The sequence below is a fragment of the Vibrio methylphosphonaticus genome, from assembly GCF_023634655.1.
Classification (GTDB): Bacteria; Pseudomonadota; Gammaproteobacteria; order Enterobacterales; family Vibrionaceae; genus Vibrio; species Vibrio methylphosphonaticus.
Genome location: NZ_JAMKMS010000007.1, coordinates 126849 through 144622 on the forward strand (window position 1 = coordinate 126849; position 17774 = coordinate 144622).

General features: G+C 46.0%; 10 protein-coding genes. 6 read left to right on the forward strand and 4 right to left on the reverse strand.

What is annotated here, in order from left to right; translation table 11 throughout:
• Positions 1 to 9: 9 nt before the first annotated feature.
• The 3 genes from M9196_RS10285 to tldD are packed head-to-tail and all read left to right on the forward strand — an operon-like array spanning position 10 to position 6202.
• Positions 10 to 3912 (forward strand): YhdP family protein, encoded by a 3903-nt coding sequence (locus M9196_RS10285; RefSeq protein WP_250617454.1) that lies wholly within the window; start codon positions 10 to 12, stop codon positions 3910 to 3912.
• A 3-nt stretch (positions 3913 to 3915) separates the two neighbouring features.
• Positions 3916 to 4749 carry a carbon-nitrogen hydrolase family protein gene (locus tag M9196_RS10290; RefSeq protein WP_250617455.1) on the forward strand — a complete coding sequence of 278 codons (834 nt, stop codon included), beginning with the start codon at positions 3916 to 3918 and terminating at the stop codon, positions 4747 to 4749.
• A 7-nt stretch (positions 4750 to 4756) separates the two neighbouring features.
• Complete coding sequence (gene tldD / locus M9196_RS10295; protein WP_250617456.1) at positions 4757 to 6202, forward strand: metalloprotease TldD; 1446 nt, start codon at positions 4757 to 4759, stop codon at positions 6200 to 6202.
• 160 nt (positions 6203 to 6362) lie between these two features.
• On the opposite strand, the gene M9196_RS10300 is transcribed toward tldD, so the two are convergent.
• Entirely contained in the window at positions 6363 to 7739 is a 1377-nt protein-coding gene (locus M9196_RS10300; protein ID WP_250617457.1) for a PhoH family protein, read from the reverse strand.
• A gap of 488 nt (positions 7740 to 8227) precedes the next feature.
• Here M9196_RS10300 and rapA point away from each other — a divergent pair, with 488 nt between their 5' ends.
• From rapA to M9196_RS10315, 3 genes are all read left to right on the forward strand, one after another.
• A complete protein-coding gene (rapA, locus tag M9196_RS10305) occupies positions 8228 to 11137 on the forward strand; it encodes an RNA polymerase-associated protein RapA (RefSeq protein WP_250617458.1) in 2910 nt (969 codons plus the stop codon).
• 148 nt (positions 11138 to 11285) lie between these two features.
• Positions 11286 to 12023 carry a bifunctional tRNA pseudouridine(32) synthase/23S rRNA pseudouridine(746) synthase RluA gene (gene rluA, locus M9196_RS10310; protein ID WP_250617459.1) on the forward strand — a complete coding sequence of 246 codons (738 nt, stop codon included), beginning with the start codon at positions 11286 to 11288 and terminating at the stop codon, positions 12021 to 12023.
• Between the two features lie 46 nt (positions 12024 to 12069).
• On the forward strand, positions 12070 to 13113 hold the full coding sequence (locus M9196_RS10315) for a D-2-hydroxyacid dehydrogenase (protein ID WP_250617460.1): 1044 nt from the start codon (positions 12070 to 12072) through the stop codon (positions 13111 to 13113).
• Positions 13114 to 13219: 106 nt separating this feature from the next.
• Here M9196_RS10315 and M9196_RS10320 read toward each other — a convergent pair whose 3' ends face one another.
• From M9196_RS10320 to M9196_RS10330, 3 genes are all read right to left on the reverse strand, one after another.
• Positions 13220 to 13666, reverse strand: coding sequence for a universal stress protein (locus M9196_RS10320; RefSeq protein WP_250617461.1), 447 nt, complete (start codon positions 13664 to 13666; stop codon positions 13220 to 13222).
• Positions 13667 to 13747: 81 nt separating this feature from the next.
• A complete protein-coding gene (locus M9196_RS10325; RefSeq protein ID WP_250617462.1) occupies positions 13748 to 16327 on the reverse strand; it encodes a TRAP transporter permease in 2580 nt (859 codons plus the stop codon).
• Between the two features lie 364 nt (positions 16328 to 16691).
• On the reverse strand, positions 16692 to 17660 hold the full coding sequence (locus M9196_RS10330) for a TAXI family TRAP transporter solute-binding subunit (RefSeq protein WP_250617463.1): 969 nt from the start codon (positions 17658 to 17660) through the stop codon (positions 16692 to 16694).
• Between the last annotated feature and the right edge of the window lie 114 nt (positions 17661 to 17774).

Sequence of the window (17774 nt, forward strand, 5' to 3'; positions counted from 1 at the left end):
GAGTAGTGTGTGAGTCCTCGCGTTAATCAATTAGTACGTTTTTTCCTTTGGATATTGTTGACCGTGTTAGTGTTGCTTGCTACCACGGTCACAGTGTTGCGCGTTACTTTACCGCAGCTTAATCGTGTTCAGCCCGAGATTGTTTCCTGGATAAACCAAGGAACGGGATTTGATGTGTCAATCAGCGATGTTCGCGGTTTTTGGCGCAATACCCATCCTTCGATCTCCTTGCAGGGCGTCGTGGTTGGTCTACCTAAAAACGAAGAAAGTAAGTTCGAAGTTGCCAACTTGGAACTTGAGTTTGACCTAGTTCAAACGGTGATACAGCGTCAGCCTGTTATTGCGGATATGTCGATTAACGGTATGATTTTAGATATTCGTACTGTTGATCTACTTAAAGCGACGAGCAATAAAAGCGAGCTGAAGCCACCGGCTAGCAATGAGCCAGCTAAAAATGCCGAAGATATTATTAATCGACTTGATAATATTTTACTGCGACAACTTGACCGCTTCTCGGTCGCTGAATCAACGATTTTTTATCAAGCCATCTCAGGAGAGCCTCGCGAGCTGGATATTACCAACCTGCAGTGGCGAAATGAAAACGATCGCCACCTTGCACAAGGGACGGTATCCATTGCTGATGCCAATCTAGACTCATTAGAAGTACGTGCGGACTTTATTGATAACGGCAGTTTAAGTGATGTCACGGGTTCATTTTACGTCACATTAGATAATATGTCGGTGTCGCCATGGCTGACCGAGGAAGTCGCTAAGAAAACAGGGATAACGGGCGGGGATACTAGCCTAAGAGCGTGGTTAACTCTTGATAAAAGCACCGCAAAAGAAGCATATATTGAAGTATTGCCTTCCGAGTTAATGTGGGAGAAGAATGGCGTTGAAAACCAGTTGCTGCTTGAATCGGCTCTGCTTCACCTGCTTCCTTCTGAAACGGGTTGGCAAATCAATGCTCATGAAATTACCGCAAGAACTAATGACACTCCTTGGCCCGAATTGGATGTTGCATTTGATTGGAACCGTCAAAATCAATGGCAGGTGAATCTGTCTCAGTTAGACATTGACGCTCTAAAGCCGCTTGCTTCATTATCACCGGATACAACGGTCACCGAATGGCTAGATAAGCTAAACCCCGGCGGACGAATCGACGATATTCGTATCTCGCAGCAAAATGGCCCAGAATCACTTCAATACTCGGCAAGCTTTGAGCAAATGTCATTATCGCAATGGGCATTACTACCAGGCTTTTCTCATGTCTCTGGCAGTGTGGCGGGCAACTTGACTAAAGCCAAAGCGACGGTAATGGTCATTGATGATAAATTCCCTTATGGCGACGTGTTTCAAGCCCCATTGAATATCAAGCAGGGCTTAGTGGATATTCATTGGGAAAATCATGGCGAAAAGGGCTGGTCACTATGGTCAGATAAAGTCACTGCTGCTACTGCTGATATTCAAGTTTTAGGCGCATTTCGACTCGATTTTCCTAAAGATAGCAGCCCGTTTCTATCATTTTATGCCGAGGCAGATCTCTATAATGCAGGAGAGACCTGGCGCTATCTACCTACGTTGGCGCTTGGCCAGAGTTTAACGGATTATTTGTCTGCTGCTATTCAGGCGGGGCGTGTTAATACCGCGAAGCTGCTCTGGTACGGTCAATTGTCTGATTTTCCGTATAACGATAATAATGGCATGTTTCAGGCGTGGGTTGGTTTGCGTGATGCTAAGTTCAGTTTCGATACTAATTGGCCACCACTGACTGATCTTCAATTGGATTTGTTATTTCAAAATGAAGCCATGCACATTGACTCGAAAGCGGCGACGCTCATGGGGGTCAAAGGTAAGCGGATTACAGGTCGTATCCCCGAACTTCGCGGTGACGGACATTTAGAGATTGAAGCGAAAGCGGCGGGTAGCGGCAGCGCGGTTCGTGACTATATGATGGCGACACCATTAGTTGGGTCCGTTGGTGCGGCATTGACCGCCGTTCAAGTCAGTGGGCAAGTTGATGCTGATTTTCAGTTGTATATTCCGTTTTCAGGTGACACCACTCCCTCTAGAGCGTGGGGTTTTGCCAAACTTAAAGATAACCATGTTGAGATAGATGCCCCGCCAATGACACTAGAAAAAGTGTCGGGAAAAATCGCTTTCGATAACGATGTAGTGAATGCCAAAGGGCTATCCGCGACGCTACTCGATCAACCCATAACTCTTGATTTTGATGGTCAAAATTCAGGTAAAGGGTATGGCGTTAATATTGATGCTATTGGTGATTGGACGATGGCGCCGTTAGAGCCTTATGTAGGTGAGCGCTTTGTCAGTGGTCTAAAAGGGCATACGCCTTGGAGCTTGGATGTAGACCTACAGCTTAATGATGTTGGCTTTACCTATCAGTTAGATTTAAATGCCAATTTGGTTACGCTCGCCAGTGACTACCCGTACCCACTACAGAAAGCATTTGGTGAGGCAGGGAAAGCAAGATTACAGGCTTCTGGTAACCAACAGGCTATCTCGGCGCGATTACAGCTCCCTTCTGTGAAGTATCAAACTGAAATTGATATAACAAAAGAAACGCCAATATTGAAAGCGACCAACTTGGTGCTGGGTAAAGGTGGTTTCAAAATTAGTCCGATTGTTGGTCATGACTTTCAAGTTCGCTCAGACCGATTCAGTTTTGATGAGTGGAGTGCGCTTGCGAAGCAACCCCCAAGCGCCAAAAAGGCGATATTGGATGACTTGAATACGCCAACCATTCCGCTACCTACGCGTGTTTATATTGAAGCGAAAGAGCTTACGCTTGCTGGTATTGAATGGCATGACGTCGACTTTAATGCCCGTCATAAGCAAGGCGGATGGCAGTTTGAATTGGATAGTCAAGAAGCCAAAGGTCAGGCGAATTACAGTGACGATAATGAGCTTTATGTGGCGTTAAAGCGATTACACATTTACTTACCGTCGCTCAATGAAACGTCAGATAAAAATGAATCGCTCATATTGCAAGAGGACTTAACCGCGCCATTAGTGAGTGAATTTGATCGCAGTTTCTTTAATTCGCTGCCTGACAGTAAGCTTAAAATAGACGATTTTTGGTTCCAGGGTTATAAAGTGGGCAAGGTCGATATGGACGTATCTCGCCAGGGGAACAAGTTAGTTTGGAATAAGCTCAACCTAAGTAGTGGCACGAATACCGTCAATATAGACGGTGACTGGATGGTGGCTGGACAGCAAAGCAGAAGTCACGTCAACCTGAGTGTTGAGGGTGAGAATAATAGCGATCTGATGGAACGCTTTGGTATTACCTCTGGGATTCAACGAGCGCCTTTTGAATTAAGCTCTACCTTGTCATGGGACGGCGCTCCTTGGTCGATGCGAGTGGATACCGTGAATGGCGAGATTAAAACGAAGTTGGGCAAAGGGGTGATTTCGGATGTCAGTGGCGCGGCACGTTTATTAGGGTTATTTAGTTTGGACTCTATTATTCGTAAGATGCAGCTAGACTTTACTGATGTGTTTGATAAAGGCATGGCGTTTAACTCCATTACCGGTAGTGGCAAGATACGCGATGGTATCTTTGTTACTAACGACATTGAAATGGATGCCGTTGCCGGGGAGATGAAAATAAAGGGCTTAGCCGATTTATCGGCTCAAACGGTGGATGCTGAAGTTAACTTTACCCCTGATATGACGTCAGGTATCCCGATTATTACCGCGTTTGCCGTAACGCCACAAACGGCCTTAGTCGTATTGGCGGTAACCACGGTCATTTCCCCTGTGGTTGAAGTGGTCACTCGGGTTAATTACTCAGTGAAAGGCAAACTCGACTCGCCCGTCGTGAGTGAAATATCGAGAAGTAAGGGGGAATACACACTCCCTGATAATTTAAAAAAGGAGCAAAAGTAATCCATGAGCAAGGAACGCTTCGGTATTATCCAAATGACTTCTGGCCCAGATCCTAAACAGAACTTAGCCTTTATCGACAAGCAGGTTCAGTTTCTTGCGCATCAAGGTGCGACTTGGATTCTCACGCCGGAAAACGCATTGGTCTTCGGTAAAAAAGAAGAGTATCACCACCATGCAGAACCGCTGGGAGAAGGGGAGTTACAACAGCGACTAGCGGTAATCGCGAAAGCAAATAACGTGAATCTAATTGTGGGAAGCTTCCCCATTCGACGTTCAGCGTCAGAGGTGACGACCACGACACTCGTGTTTGACGGTAACGGGCAGCGATTAAATCACTATGATAAGCTGCACATGTTTGATGTCGATGTTGATGATGGATTCCAGCGATATAGAGAGTCCGAGACATTCAAACCCGGTAACAGCATGGCCATGGTGCCAGTGAATTTTGGTGCGATCGGTCTGACCATTTGCTATGACTTACGCTTTCCTCATCTCTATAGCGCATTGCGAGCTCAAGGTGCCACTGTTATTGTCGTCCCCGCCGCCTTTACTGCGGTGACGGGTCAGGCTCACTGGGAAGTCTTGCTGCGAGCGCGAGCAATAGAAAACCAGTGTTGGATTGTAGCGGCGAATCAGTGTGGTACACACCCTTGTGGCCGCGAAACATGGGGTCACTCGATGGTGATTTCTCCATGGGGAGAAGTGCAAGGTCAACTTGAAGGTCAGGTTGGCACCATCATTGCCGATTTAAATTTTGATGTTGTTCATGAAGTCAGGCAAACCATGCCTGTGGCGAAACATATTCGCTTTGAACAACACCTACACTCATTACCATAATAAGAGTATGAATATGGAACGCATAGAAGATGCGCTACTTGGGCCAACCGGTCTTACAGAGCAAGATATCGAAGCTACACTAGCCAGCATTGCGACTCGCCAGATCGACTATGCGGATATTTACTTTCAGTCTAGCTGGCATGAATCTCTTGTCCTCGAAGACAGCATTATTAAAGATGGTTCGTTTAATATCGACCGCGGTGTTGGTGTTCGTGCAGTTACTGGTGAAAAAACCGGCTTCGCTTATTCTGACCAATTGACCCTCGATGGCTTAAAGCAAAGTGCGATGGCGGCACGTGGTATTGCTCAGCAAGGAAAGAGCGCTTCAGTTAAGGCGTTGACTCGTCGCGATAATCAAGTGTATTACGCTGCTGTTAACCCGCTAGAAAGCTGGGAAAAACAGCAAAAAACTGAGCTGTTAAAAGAGCTAGATGCTTACATCCGTACCAAAGAGCCTCTTGTTAGTGAAGTATCGGTGAGTTTAAGTGGTGTCTATGAGCAGATGTTGGTTGCGGCAACGGATGGGACATTAGCAGGGGACGTTAGACCTTTGGTTCGCTTATCTATCAGCGTGTTGGCTCAGAAAGGCGATCGTCGAGAGCGTGGGAGTGCTGGTGGCGGTGGTCGTTATGGTTACGACTTTTTTATCTCTGACGAGAATGGCAGACAGGTGGCTTATCACTATGCCGATGAAGCGATCCGTCAGGCGCTGGTTAACCTAGAAGCGATTGATGCTCCAGCCGGTACAATGCCAGTCGTCTTGGGTTCAGGTTGGCCTGGTGTCTTATTACATGAAGCGGTGGGTCATGGTTTAGAAGGCGACTTTAACCGTAAAGAGTCGTCGGTGTTCTCAGGTAAACTGGGTCAGCAAGTGACCTCTAAGCTTTGCACCATTGTTGATGATGGCACGCTTAAAGATCTGCGTGGGTCACTCAATGTGGATGATGAAGGGGTACATGGCCAATATAACACCTTGATAGAAAATGGTGTGTTAAAGGGTTACATGCAAGATAAGTTGAATGCACGCTTAATGGGTGTGAACCCTACAGGTAATGCACGCCGAGAATCTTACGCTCATTTACCTATGCCGCGCATGACGAATACTTACATGTTGCCTGGGCAACATACACCGGAAGAAATTATCTCGACGGTGAAGAAAGGCTTATATGCGCCTAACTTTGGTGGTGGTCAGGTTGATATTACATCGGGTAAGTTTGTTTTCTCAGCCTCTGAGGCATACTTGATTGAAGATGGGAAAATTACCACTCCAGTGAAAGGGGCAACGTTGATTGGTTCTGGCATTGAGGCAATGCAACAGGTGTCAATGGTGGGTAATGATCTTAGCCTAGACAGAGGCGTTGGCGTGTGTGGTAAAGCGGGTCAAAGCGTCCCAGTCGGTGTGGGTCAGCCAAGTCTGAAAATCGATGCACTTACCGTCGGTGGTACAGACTAAATTTCTGCCATCGCCTTTGGGCGCTTAGTAGAGAATGTTTAAAATCGCGGCAACATGCCGCGATTTTTATTGAAGTCGTTTTAATACTAGGCATTATCCTGCAGGACCCAGGACCCAGGACCCAGGACCCAGGACCCAGGACCCAGGACCCAGGACCTATCTACAAATTCTCTTCCGCATATTCAGCCAATCGGCTTCGTACTACGCCATTTAAATGAATATTGGCGCTTCCCGAAAAGTTTTTGAATCGCTCTACCATATAGGTAAGCCCTGATGTGACCGGAGTAAGATAATGAGAGTCTATTTGTGCTAGGTTGCCTGAACAGACAATTTTCGTTCCTTCACCACAACGTGTGATGATGGTTTTAATTTGCGATGCGGTAAGGTTTTGGCATTCGTCGAGCAAGACAAACGCATTTTGTATCGAGCGCCCTCGCATAAAGTTAATCGATTTAAATTGAATGTTAGCTTTGTCGCAAATGTATTTTAATGACCCTTCAGTACAGTGGTCATGCTTATGTAGCGCTTCTAACGTATCCGTAATCGCCGCTAACCATGGCATCATTTTCTCTTCTTCGCTACCAGGAAGAAAACCAATCGATTCACCGATATCTGGTGTGTTACGTGTCACGATGATTTTATCAAACATGTTTTTTTCAATCGTCATTTCAAGGGCTGCTGCCATCGCGAGCAGCGTTTTACCGCTCCCCGCGGCACCCGTTAAAATAACAAGGTCAATATCTGGATCGAGTAAGGCATCCATTGCCATTCCTTGATAGGTGTTTTTCGGTCGTATTCCCCAAGCTTGGCGAGACAGCAAGCGTTCATGACTGAGATCTTTAATCGTGATGTCATCTTCGTGAATATCCGCAACTCTACCGGCGAAGTCACTTTCTTCATCAACCAGATACTGATTTACATACGAAGGCGCGATGGTTTCCCGATTGAAAGTGTGAAAGGTATTACTGCCCAGAACGCTGGTCTCAACGTTGTCGATCCCCTCCCAAAAATCACCGGGTATTTTTTGAAAGCCTTTGGATAGGTATTCCACATCGTCAATGAGTTGATCGGTACGATAGTCTTCGACAAACAACACACCAGCACCCTTCGCTCGCAGCCTCATATTGATGTCTTTGGTGACGAGGATGATATCACGCGGCGCGCGTTTGTTTTGCAAGTATAGAACGGCGTTTAGAATACGGTTATCGCCTTCCTTGTCGGCAAATGCTTTGAAGGTTTCGTGCAGCATATAGTCAGCCAGTATGGAGATTGTGCCTGTTGCTTGTTGCTCATGGGAAAAGGGGATTCCTTCGGATATTTCATCAGGCGTGGCGTCTTTAAACAGATTTTCAAGTGCCCGAATCGCGACACGCGCGTCACGCGCGACGTCGCGTTTACTGTCTTTTATACGGTCGAGCTCTTCTAGTACCGTCATTGGAATGACGACGTCGTGTTCTTTAAATGAATAGATAGCGAAGGGTTCGTGAAGAAGGATATTGGTATCGAGAACAAAAATTTTACGGTCGGTGTCGCCCATAGAGTCTCCTTGCCGCATTCCGCGGTTGTCCTGGCAAGTTGCTCACAGCTGAGACGAATCAGGCTTTGGATACTCGCTGGCTCGTCTGTGTACACGGTGAGTCAACTTTGGTTGCTTCAATCAACATTTGTTAGATTGAATGGCTTATCCTTGTATACGTTCACAAGTTCATGATGGGTTAACATCTTTGTAACGTTTACACTTTGAGTATAAGTGAAAAAATTCACCTTACCGTTAACAAATGCCACTATTTTTTTTCAGTTTTATGTCAACGTGACCAAAACAAAAAAAACTGAGGTTTTCCGTGCAATTGGCGTGACCTAAATCACGCCTTCAAGTAAGATGAGCGACCTTTCATCTAGTGGTAGGGATGCGCAATTTTTGGTCATCATCTACTATTATTTGGGCGGAGTTGTGAGCTCAACAGTGACTCTGAGCTACCGCCAAACAACCGCAAAAGATATCGAAAAGAGTGAGGTATTCGTTCTATGACATTTGCTTTAGGGCAGCGCTGGATTAGCGATACGGAAAGTGATTTAGGTTTGGGTACGGTCGTCGCATTGGATGCGAGAACAGTATCATTGATGTTTGCTGCATCGGAAGAAAACCGTGTTTATGCACGTAGTGATGCACCGGTAACCCGAGTCATTTTTAATGTCGGCGATGTTATAGATAGCCAAGAAGGCTGGTCTTTAGAAGTTGCGGATGTGTCGGAAGACCAAGGGGTTTTGACTTATATTGGTACCCGCCAAGATACCCAAGAAACGGACGTGGCACTGCGTGAGATCTTTTTAAGCAACCATATTCGTTTTAACAAGCCACAAGATAAATTGTTCGCCGGACAAATTGACCGTATGGACAATTTTGTGTTGCGTTATCGTGCACTGACCAATCAACATGAGCAGCACAAGAGCCCAATGCGTGGTCTTTGTGGTATGCGAGCTGGTTTGATTCCACACCAACTTTTCATTGCACATGAAGTTGGGCGTCGTCATGCGCCTCGCGTTCTGTTGGCTGATGAAGTCGGTCTAGGTAAAACGATTGAAGCGGGCATGATCATTCATCAGCAGGTGTTATCTGGTCGTGCTGAGCGTGTCCTTATTGTGGTTCCTGAGACACTGCAGCATCAATGGTTAGTTGAAATGATGCGTCGCTTTAATATGCACTTCTCTATCTTTGATGAAGAACGCTGTATTGAAGCTTACGCCGAAGCGGATAACCCATTTGATACGCAGCAGTTCGTGTTGTGTTCATTGGACTTTTTGCGTAAGAGCCGCAAGCGTTTTGAGCAAGCCTTAGAGGGTGAGTGGGATCTACTGGTTGTCGATGAGGCGCACCATTTAGAGTGGAGCCAAGAGAAACCCAGTCGCCAGTATCAAGTGATCGAAGCATTAGCTGATAAGACGCCGGGCGTACTACTGCTTACGGCCACGCCTGAGCAACTCGGTCGTGAAAGCCATTTTGCCCGTCTACGTTTGCTCGATGCTGATCGTTTCTTTGATTATGATGCGTTTGTAAAAGAAGAAGATCAGTATGCTCCGGTTGCTGACGCGGTGACGGCTCTGTTTTCAGGCGAAAAATTGACTAATGAAGCCAAAAACCAAATTACAGAATTGCTTTCTGAACAAGACGTTGAGCCTTTGTTTAATGTCTTAGAAAGTGGCGCGGATGAAGACGAAAAAATTACGGCACGTCAGGAGCTGATTGATAACCTGATGGACCGACATGGCACGGGACGCGTACTGTTTAGAAATACGCGCGCGGCGATCAAAGGTTTCCCAACGCGAAATGTGAATCTGGTCCCGATGCCTATTCCACAGCAATACACGACGTCGATGCGTGTATCGGGCATGATTGGTGGCAAAATGGCACCAGAAGCTCGCGCGATGAAGATGCTTTACCCAGAAGAAATATTTCAAGAGTTTGAAGGCGAAGATTCAAGCTGGTGGCAGTTCGATTCACGCGTGAATTGGTTGATCGAAAAAATCCAAGCAAAACGCAGTGAAAAGGTTCTTGTTATTGCATCACGTTCAAGCACAGCTTTGCAGCTTGAACAGGCACTTCGTGAGCGAGAAGGTATTCGAGCAACGGTGTTCCATGAAGGCATGTCCATTCTGGAGCGTGATAAAGCGGCCGCTTATTTTGCTCAAGAAGAGGGCGGAGCTCAGGTACTGATTTGTAGTGAGATTGGTTCTGAAGGTCGTAACTTCCAGTTTGCTAATCAACTGGTTATGTTTGATTTGCCATTTAACCCGGATTTGCTTGAGCAACGTATTGGTCGTTTGGACCGTATTGGGCAAAGTCGTGATATAGACGTGCATGTACCATACCTAGAAGGGACGTCTCAGGCGATCCTAGCGCGTTGGTTTGATGAAGGGTTGAACGCTTTTGCTGAAACCTGCCCAACGGGTCGAATGGTCTATGATCGTTATCAAGAGTCAATTGTGAACATGCTGGCCTCTGGTGATGTGACTGAACTGGATGAGGTGATTGAAGGTTCTCGCCAATACAACCAAGAGCTGAAACACGACTTAGAGCAAGGGCGTGACCGTTTATTAGAAATGCATTCTAATGGTGGCGAAGCGGCGCAGAAAATCGCGGACGATATTAAGGCGACCGACGGTGATACGAATCTGGTGACCTTCGCGTTAAGCTTATTTGATACCATTGGCCTAAACCAGGATGACAAAGGTGAAAATGCTTTGGTGGTGACACCGTCTGAGCACATGATGGTACCGAGTTACCCAGGTTTGCCTTATGAGGGTGCGACTATTACCTTCGATCGTGATACGGCGCTGTCTCGTGAAGATATGAACTTTATCAGTTGGGAGCACCCAATGATTCAAGGTGGTATCGATCTCCTAATGAGTGAAGGGGTAGGCACGTGTGCAGTATCTTTGTTGAAGAACAAAGCGCTGCCTGTGGGTACAATTTTACTTGAGTTGGTGTACGTGGTGGACGCACAAGCGCCGAAGCGTAGCGGAATTAGCCGATTCTTGCCACCAGAGCCGATCCGTTTGATGATTGACGGCCGAGGTAACGACTTGTCTGCTCAGGTCGAGTTTGAAGGCTTCAACCGTCAACTAAGCCCTGTTAATCGCCATTTAGCGAGTAAGCTTGTGACATCAGTTCAAGGTGAAGTTGTGCGTTTGATTGAAGCGGGCAACGGTGTCGTGGAACCGAAACTTACTCAGGCGAAAGAGCAAGCACACAAAGCCATGTACTCTAGTCTTAATGGTGAATTGGAGCGTTTACAGGCATTGAAAGCGGTGAACCCAAATATTCGCGATGAAGAAATCGAGGCGATTGATACTCAGATTAAAGCGTTAGATAGCTATATCAATAACGCACAATTGCAGTTGGATTCGCTACGCTTGATTGTCGTAAGTCACAACTAAGCTTGGCATGCTAACAAAGGCTTTGCAGTACAATTAAAAAATGCAGCGTAGGCTGCATTTTTTGTTTTTGCGTGTTGTATAAGATAAAGGCACACCACAAATTGTGGCCTTTCTTCTGTATTTAACCCTCTATATCTCGGTAAGTACTATGGCGATATTAAGCTACACCCCACCCACCGACCCTTGGATTCATGTCGTCTATGAGGATGAAGATATTCTCGCGGTAAACAAGCCCTCTGGACTGCTGTCAGTGCCAGGGAGAGCGGTTGAGCATTACGATAGTATGTGGAGCCGATTGCATGCGGAGTACCCGGAAATTCAAGTGGTGCATCGATTAGACATGTCAACATCGGGGTTGATGCTACTGGCAAAAAATAAGCCAGCAGAGCGTGCCATCAAGAAGCAATTTCAATATCGACTGACCCATAAAGTTTACTACGCTCGAGTATGGGGCACGCTTGAGGAAAAAGAGGGGTTGATTGATGAACCTCTAATTTGTGACTGGCCGAATAGACCAAGACAAAAAGTCTGTTATCAAGATGGTAAGCCATCACAGACGCACTATCAGGTCGTGTCAGAAGACGATAAAACCAGTATTGTACGCTTGTTTCCTATTACCGGCCGATCCCATCAGTTGCGTGTACACTTACTGGCAATAGGACATCCGATTGTTGGGGATGAGTTTTATGCGCACGATGAAGCAAGGTGCTACTCCGATACGTTGGCACTGCACGCGACGGAGCTCTCTTTTTATCATCCTGAAACATTAGCGTTGAGCTCAATCTTCGTTCCGTGCGAATTTTATCCGCAAGCTGAACAAATGGTGGTTGAACATTTTGACCCCGCGCCTGTTTTACCGGATTATAAAACCCTACCAAAATGTTGATTTGACCGGGTTAAGGCTATCGGTCACTACTCGCTAAGGATGCGCTATGACCGATACACCTCGTGACTTGTCTAAACAAAGTCTCCCTGAAAAGGGTTTACACTCACATCAGCCTAATGCTAACCAATCTAGCGTACCAACGGTCGTGTTTCTGGATCGAGAAACTATCCCGCCTCATATTAACATTGCGCCATTATCGTTTGATCATCAGTGGTTGAGTTATGCTGAAACGGCACCGGCGCAGATCGCAGAGCGAATTGCAGATGCGGATATCGTTGTGACGAATAAAGTCATATTAAGTGAAGATGTGTTAGCGCAGGCAAGTAAGCTGAAACATATAGCTGTGACGGCGACAGGCGTTAATAACATTGATCTTTCTTACTGTGAGTCTCGGGGCATCGCCGTTTCTAATATTCAGGGTTATGCGACTCAATCGGTTCCCGAGCATGTAATAGGGTTGTTGTTTGCTCTGTTTCGAAATATTAGTGCTTATCATCATGACATTGCTCAGGGTGAATGGCAGAGACAGGGTAAGTTTTGCTTCTTTACGCATCCAATTCGAGATGTGGCTGGATCAACGTTAGGAATTGTCGGCTCAGGTGCTCTGGGACAAGCAACCGCAACGCTAGCGTCAGCAGTGGGGATGAAGGTCGTGTTTGCTGAGCGAAAAGGCGCATCTGAGGTTCGAGCGGGTTACCAGGCGTTTGATCGTGTTCTTGAAGAGTCTGATGCGATATGTTTGTTGTGCCCTTTGACAGAATCAACGGTGAATCTGATTGCTAAGCGTGAACTCGAGTTAATGAAGTCAACGGCAGTGCTCATTAATACTGGACGGGGTGGTTTAGTCGATGAACACGCATTAGTGGATGCGTTGCATCAAGGCATAATCGCTGGAGCTGGCGTTGACGTTTTTACTCAGGAGCCAGCCCCAAAAGATAACCCTTTGATCATGAATAATGACTTGCCCACATTACTATTAACGCCTCATGTGGCATGGGGAAGTGACTCTTCAATACAAAAGCTATGTAATATTTTGGTAGAGAATGTAGAGGCTTTTCAACAAGGTTTAAGACTCAATCGTGTTGTGTAGTCTATATCGTTGATAGGGCGCTGGAGATAAGCGCTTAGCATGTCCTCATCACTCGTTAGCAATAAAAAAAGGCAGCGTATACTGCCTTTTTAATGAAGACGAAATCTTAGGATTCTTCGGTTTGTGGTTTGACAACCAAAACGTTAATTGGTGAATTTTGTACCACTTTACTCGCCACAGAACCAAGGACCACTTTATCAATTTTTGAGCGCTTATGGCTTGGCATCACGATTAAGTCAGCCCCTAGGCGTTCGGCAAAATCTAAAATAGTAGCGTAGGGTTTACCTTCGGCGACGTGAACTTTAAAAATCACTTCATCATCAATATGTTGATCAGCAAACGCCTTCAGCTGCGCTTTTACATCACTCTTCATTTTTGCCGCAGCATCTTTCGGAAAATATGTTGCGACCATCGACATGTGAATGCCTGGTAATACATTCAGAAGATGAATTTCCGCATTGGAATGTTTGGCGTGCCAAACCGCGATTTCTACCGCTTTATCGGAAAAGCCTTTGTCATTTAGATCGACAGGAACAAGGATCTGTTTATACATGTAATTTCTCTTCTTAGTTCACGCGAGGTGAGGTCGCTTTGTCCTTATTTAAGGCTCCCACTATAAGGAGCCTTATCTGTCTTACGCGTTTAACGCTTCCCTACGAATTCGACGTTTTTGGTTCATAGCCATGGCTAAGAGTATGAGTAGCGCTGGGACAAACATCCATTCTTTCATTGGTCGTTCCGCATCTTGTATTATCGATTGGATTTCCCAATCAAAATCAAGTCCGGAAGCTTCCGCAGGGCTGCCAAACTCAACCATGTCGATAATCATCTTACCGTCATTTTCTGTGAGCATGAGTCCCATAGAGGCGATTCTATCTTCAGCTGTCTTGGCGCTATCATCAAATGGTAGACGAACCGTCTTCGCAACGGCTTTGCCATCAAATGTTTCGCCAGCTACTCGTAACTCGATGGATTGTCCAACATTTAGCTCTTGAGTGATTTGCGCTATCTCAATCCCAGGTGAAACAACTTTGGCCGGGTAGACCATGTCCCACCAAAAACCTGGTCGGAAAAAGGTAAACGTCAGCACTAATAGTAATACCGTTTCCCACCATTTATTTTTGGTTAACCACCATCCTTGGGTTGCCGCAGAAAAAATGAGCATCGCGATGATGGATGAAATAACTGTGAGCGCAAGGTGCCACCATGAATCAATACCCATCAATAGGAGCTGAGTATTGAAAATGAACATGAATGGTAAAATAGCGGTACGAATGTCGTAGGTAAAACCTTGAATACCAGTACGAATTGGATCTGATTTGGCAATTGCGGCAGCGGCAAAAGCGGCGAGACCCACGGGAGGAGTATCATCAGCCAAAATACCAAAGTAGAAAACAAATAGATGGACGGCAATAAGAGGGATAATCAGACCATGAGCCGCACCTAACGTGACAATTACCGGAGCCATCAAGGTCGATACAACAATATAGTTGGCGGTAGTCGGTAATCCCATACCGAGAATCAAGCTAATAACCGCAGTAAATAACAACATCAAAATGATGCTGCCTCCGGAAATAAACTCTACGAAGTCGGTCATGACAAGACCGATACCTGTTAAGGTGACGACGCCTACGACAATACCTGCAGCTGCAGTCGCGACACCGATACCAATCATATTACGAGCACCAGATACCATGCTTTCGGCAAGATCAATAAATCCTGCTTTTGCTTGTTGTGCTACATCATCCGATTTACTCATGATCGCGATCAGCGGACGTTGAGTGATCAAGATGAAAATCATGAACACGGTTGCCCAGAATGCGGATAACCCTGGAGAGAATCGTTCAACGGTGAGACACCATACTAGGACAACGATTGGCAGTAAAAAGTGCAAACCAGATTTAATGGTTGGTCCTGGATCAGGGACTTCGGTTAACTCTGCATCAATCTCCATCACGCCTTCTTTGGCGTAACGGGCTGAAATTCTCAGTAAGCCTATATAAGAAGCAAGCAAGGCTACGCCAACGATAGGCGTGGCTGCATCACCAAATACACCTTTAGTCCAACCAATTCCATAATAGACGGCGGCACTAATGACACAGAGCCCTAAAATGGTACCGGTAAATGATAGAAGGCTTTGTATTAGAGTTGGGTTGTGACGTCTCGGAAGTCCTGTCATACCAACTTTACAGGCTTCTAAGTGCACAATATAAATAAGGGCAATGTAGGAAATGAGCGCGGGAAGCAATGCGGCTTTGATTACTTCTACATAGGAGATACCCACATACTCAACCATTAGGAATGCAGCCGCACCCATAATAGGCGGTGTCAGTTGTCCGTTAGTGGAGGCGGCGACTTCTACGGCGCCCGCTTTTGTTCCAGGAAAACCGACTCGCTTCATCAATGGGATGGTAAACGTACCTGTTGTTACCACGTTGGCAATGGATGAGCCAGAGACTAACCCAGATAAACCAGAGGCAACAACCGCCGCTTTTGCCGGACCACCGCGCATATGCCCAAGTAACGAGAACGCCACTTTAATGAAGTAAGCGCCTGCGCCAGCTCGTTCTAGCATCGCACCAAAGAGCACAAATAAGAAAACAAACGACGTGGATACACCTAGAGCGACACCGAACACCCCTTCAGTCGTAAGCCAAAGGTGTGACATTGCTTTGTTTAAGCTGGCCCCTTTGTGTGCGATGACATCAGGCATATAAGGGCCACCAAAGGTGTACAGCAGGAATACGGCTGCAACAACCATGAGTGGAGGACCCAATGCACGTCGGGTTGCTTCTAGGAGTAGGACCATTCCAGTGACTGCCGCGACAATATCCATGGTAGTCGGTGCACCAGAACGTTCGGCTAGTTGGGTATAAAATAGAAATATGTAGGCGGCAGAAAAGCTGCCCAATAATGCCAATACCCAATCTATCGCAGGAATCCGATCTCTTGGGGAAGATTTCATTGCAGGATAAGCGGTGAAAGCTAAGAACACAGCGAACGTCAAATGTATTGAACGTGCTTCAGTATCATTGAGAACGGCAAAATTAAAAATAAATGGCAGCGGAGAAGCATACCAAAGTTGAAATAGCGACCAACACAAAGGGACAAACCAGAGGATCTTTGCTGGTATTCCTTGTGGGCTTCGTGCTCCAGTATCGGCTTGCGCGACCATTTCTTGCACATCTTGCGACGGTTGTGATGTCTGCGTCATGTACTTTATCCTTTATTATTCATGGTCCAATGTTTCCCAACAACGGATTATGCCTTTTTTACTTGTAGCTATGGCGAGTCGGTGCGCTCATTGTCATCACATCGTTTCTTATGTCGATTGAGATGCAATCAGCATTGCCGACTTGTTTCTGCAAGTCATTTAAGTATAGACCCCTACCTTGCCTCTAACAGTGTAGTCAAAGGATGCGAAGGTGTGGTCGTTGTTGTGTATGCTTGGCTAGAAAGTAGTGAGCTGTGAACGTTGAGCCCAAATAGCCAAACCAGATAAGAAATCTGGTTCAATTTATTTTGAATAATGTTATTCAAAAAAGCAGTAGGGAAGCGATGCTTCCCTACTTGGAGTATTACTTAAGAAGACCGACTTCTTTGTAGTACTTTTCAGCACCTGGATGAAGAGGGATCGAAAGCCCTGCTTTAACCATGTCTTCTTTTTTCAAGTTTGCAAATGCTGGGTGCAAACGCTTGAAGGTGTCAAAGTTTTCAAAGACCGCTTTTGCGACATTGTAAGCCACTTCGTCAGAGACATCTGACGTGGTGACCATTGTTGCTGCCACACCGAAACTCTTCACATCTTGATCAGAGCCGCGATACATACCTGCAGGAACAGAGCTGTATGCGTAATATGGGTTGGCAGAAACGATTTCGTCGATTTCAACACCTGTTGCAGGGATCAGACGAGCATCACAAGAGGTTGTTGCTTCTTTGATCGATCCGTTTGGATGACCTACGACGTAAACGAACGCGTCAATTTTGTTGTCACACAGAGCTTGTGAACGCTCAGAGCCTTTTAGCTCAGACGTCAGTTTAAAGTCGCTGTTAGTCCAACCCATGGCATCCATTACCACGCCCATTGTTGCACGGTCACCAGAGCCTGGGTTACCAATGTTGACACGCTTGCCTTTTAGATCGCTAACATTTTCAATGCCAGAATCAGCGCGAGCAATGATATTGAAAGGTTCTGTATGTAGAGAGAACATAGCACGAAGTTTTTTATACGGACCTTGGTCTTCAAATTTGCTCGTACCATTATAGCCATGATATTGCCAATCTGATTGAACAACACCAAAGTCAAGTTCACCGGCACGCATCGTGTTCACGTTGTAAATTGAACCGCCTGTGGATTCAACAGAACAACGAATGTTGTGATCTTTACGACCTTTGTTTACCAGCTTACAAATTGCACCACCAGTTGGGTAGTAAACCCCTGTTACTGAACCAGTACCAATGGTGATGAATTCTTGAGCATTAGCTGCACCCGCGCCCATAACTGCTGCTGCGATAGCGCCAATTTTGATAAGTTTCTTCAATGCCATGAATTTCCCTTCCTTTATTCATTACTAACCCTGAATAACTATAGTCGTCTTCAGAGGTTTCCTATGTGGAAACGGCATCTTTTTCAATCCGTTTGTTGAAAAAGTAGCGCAATC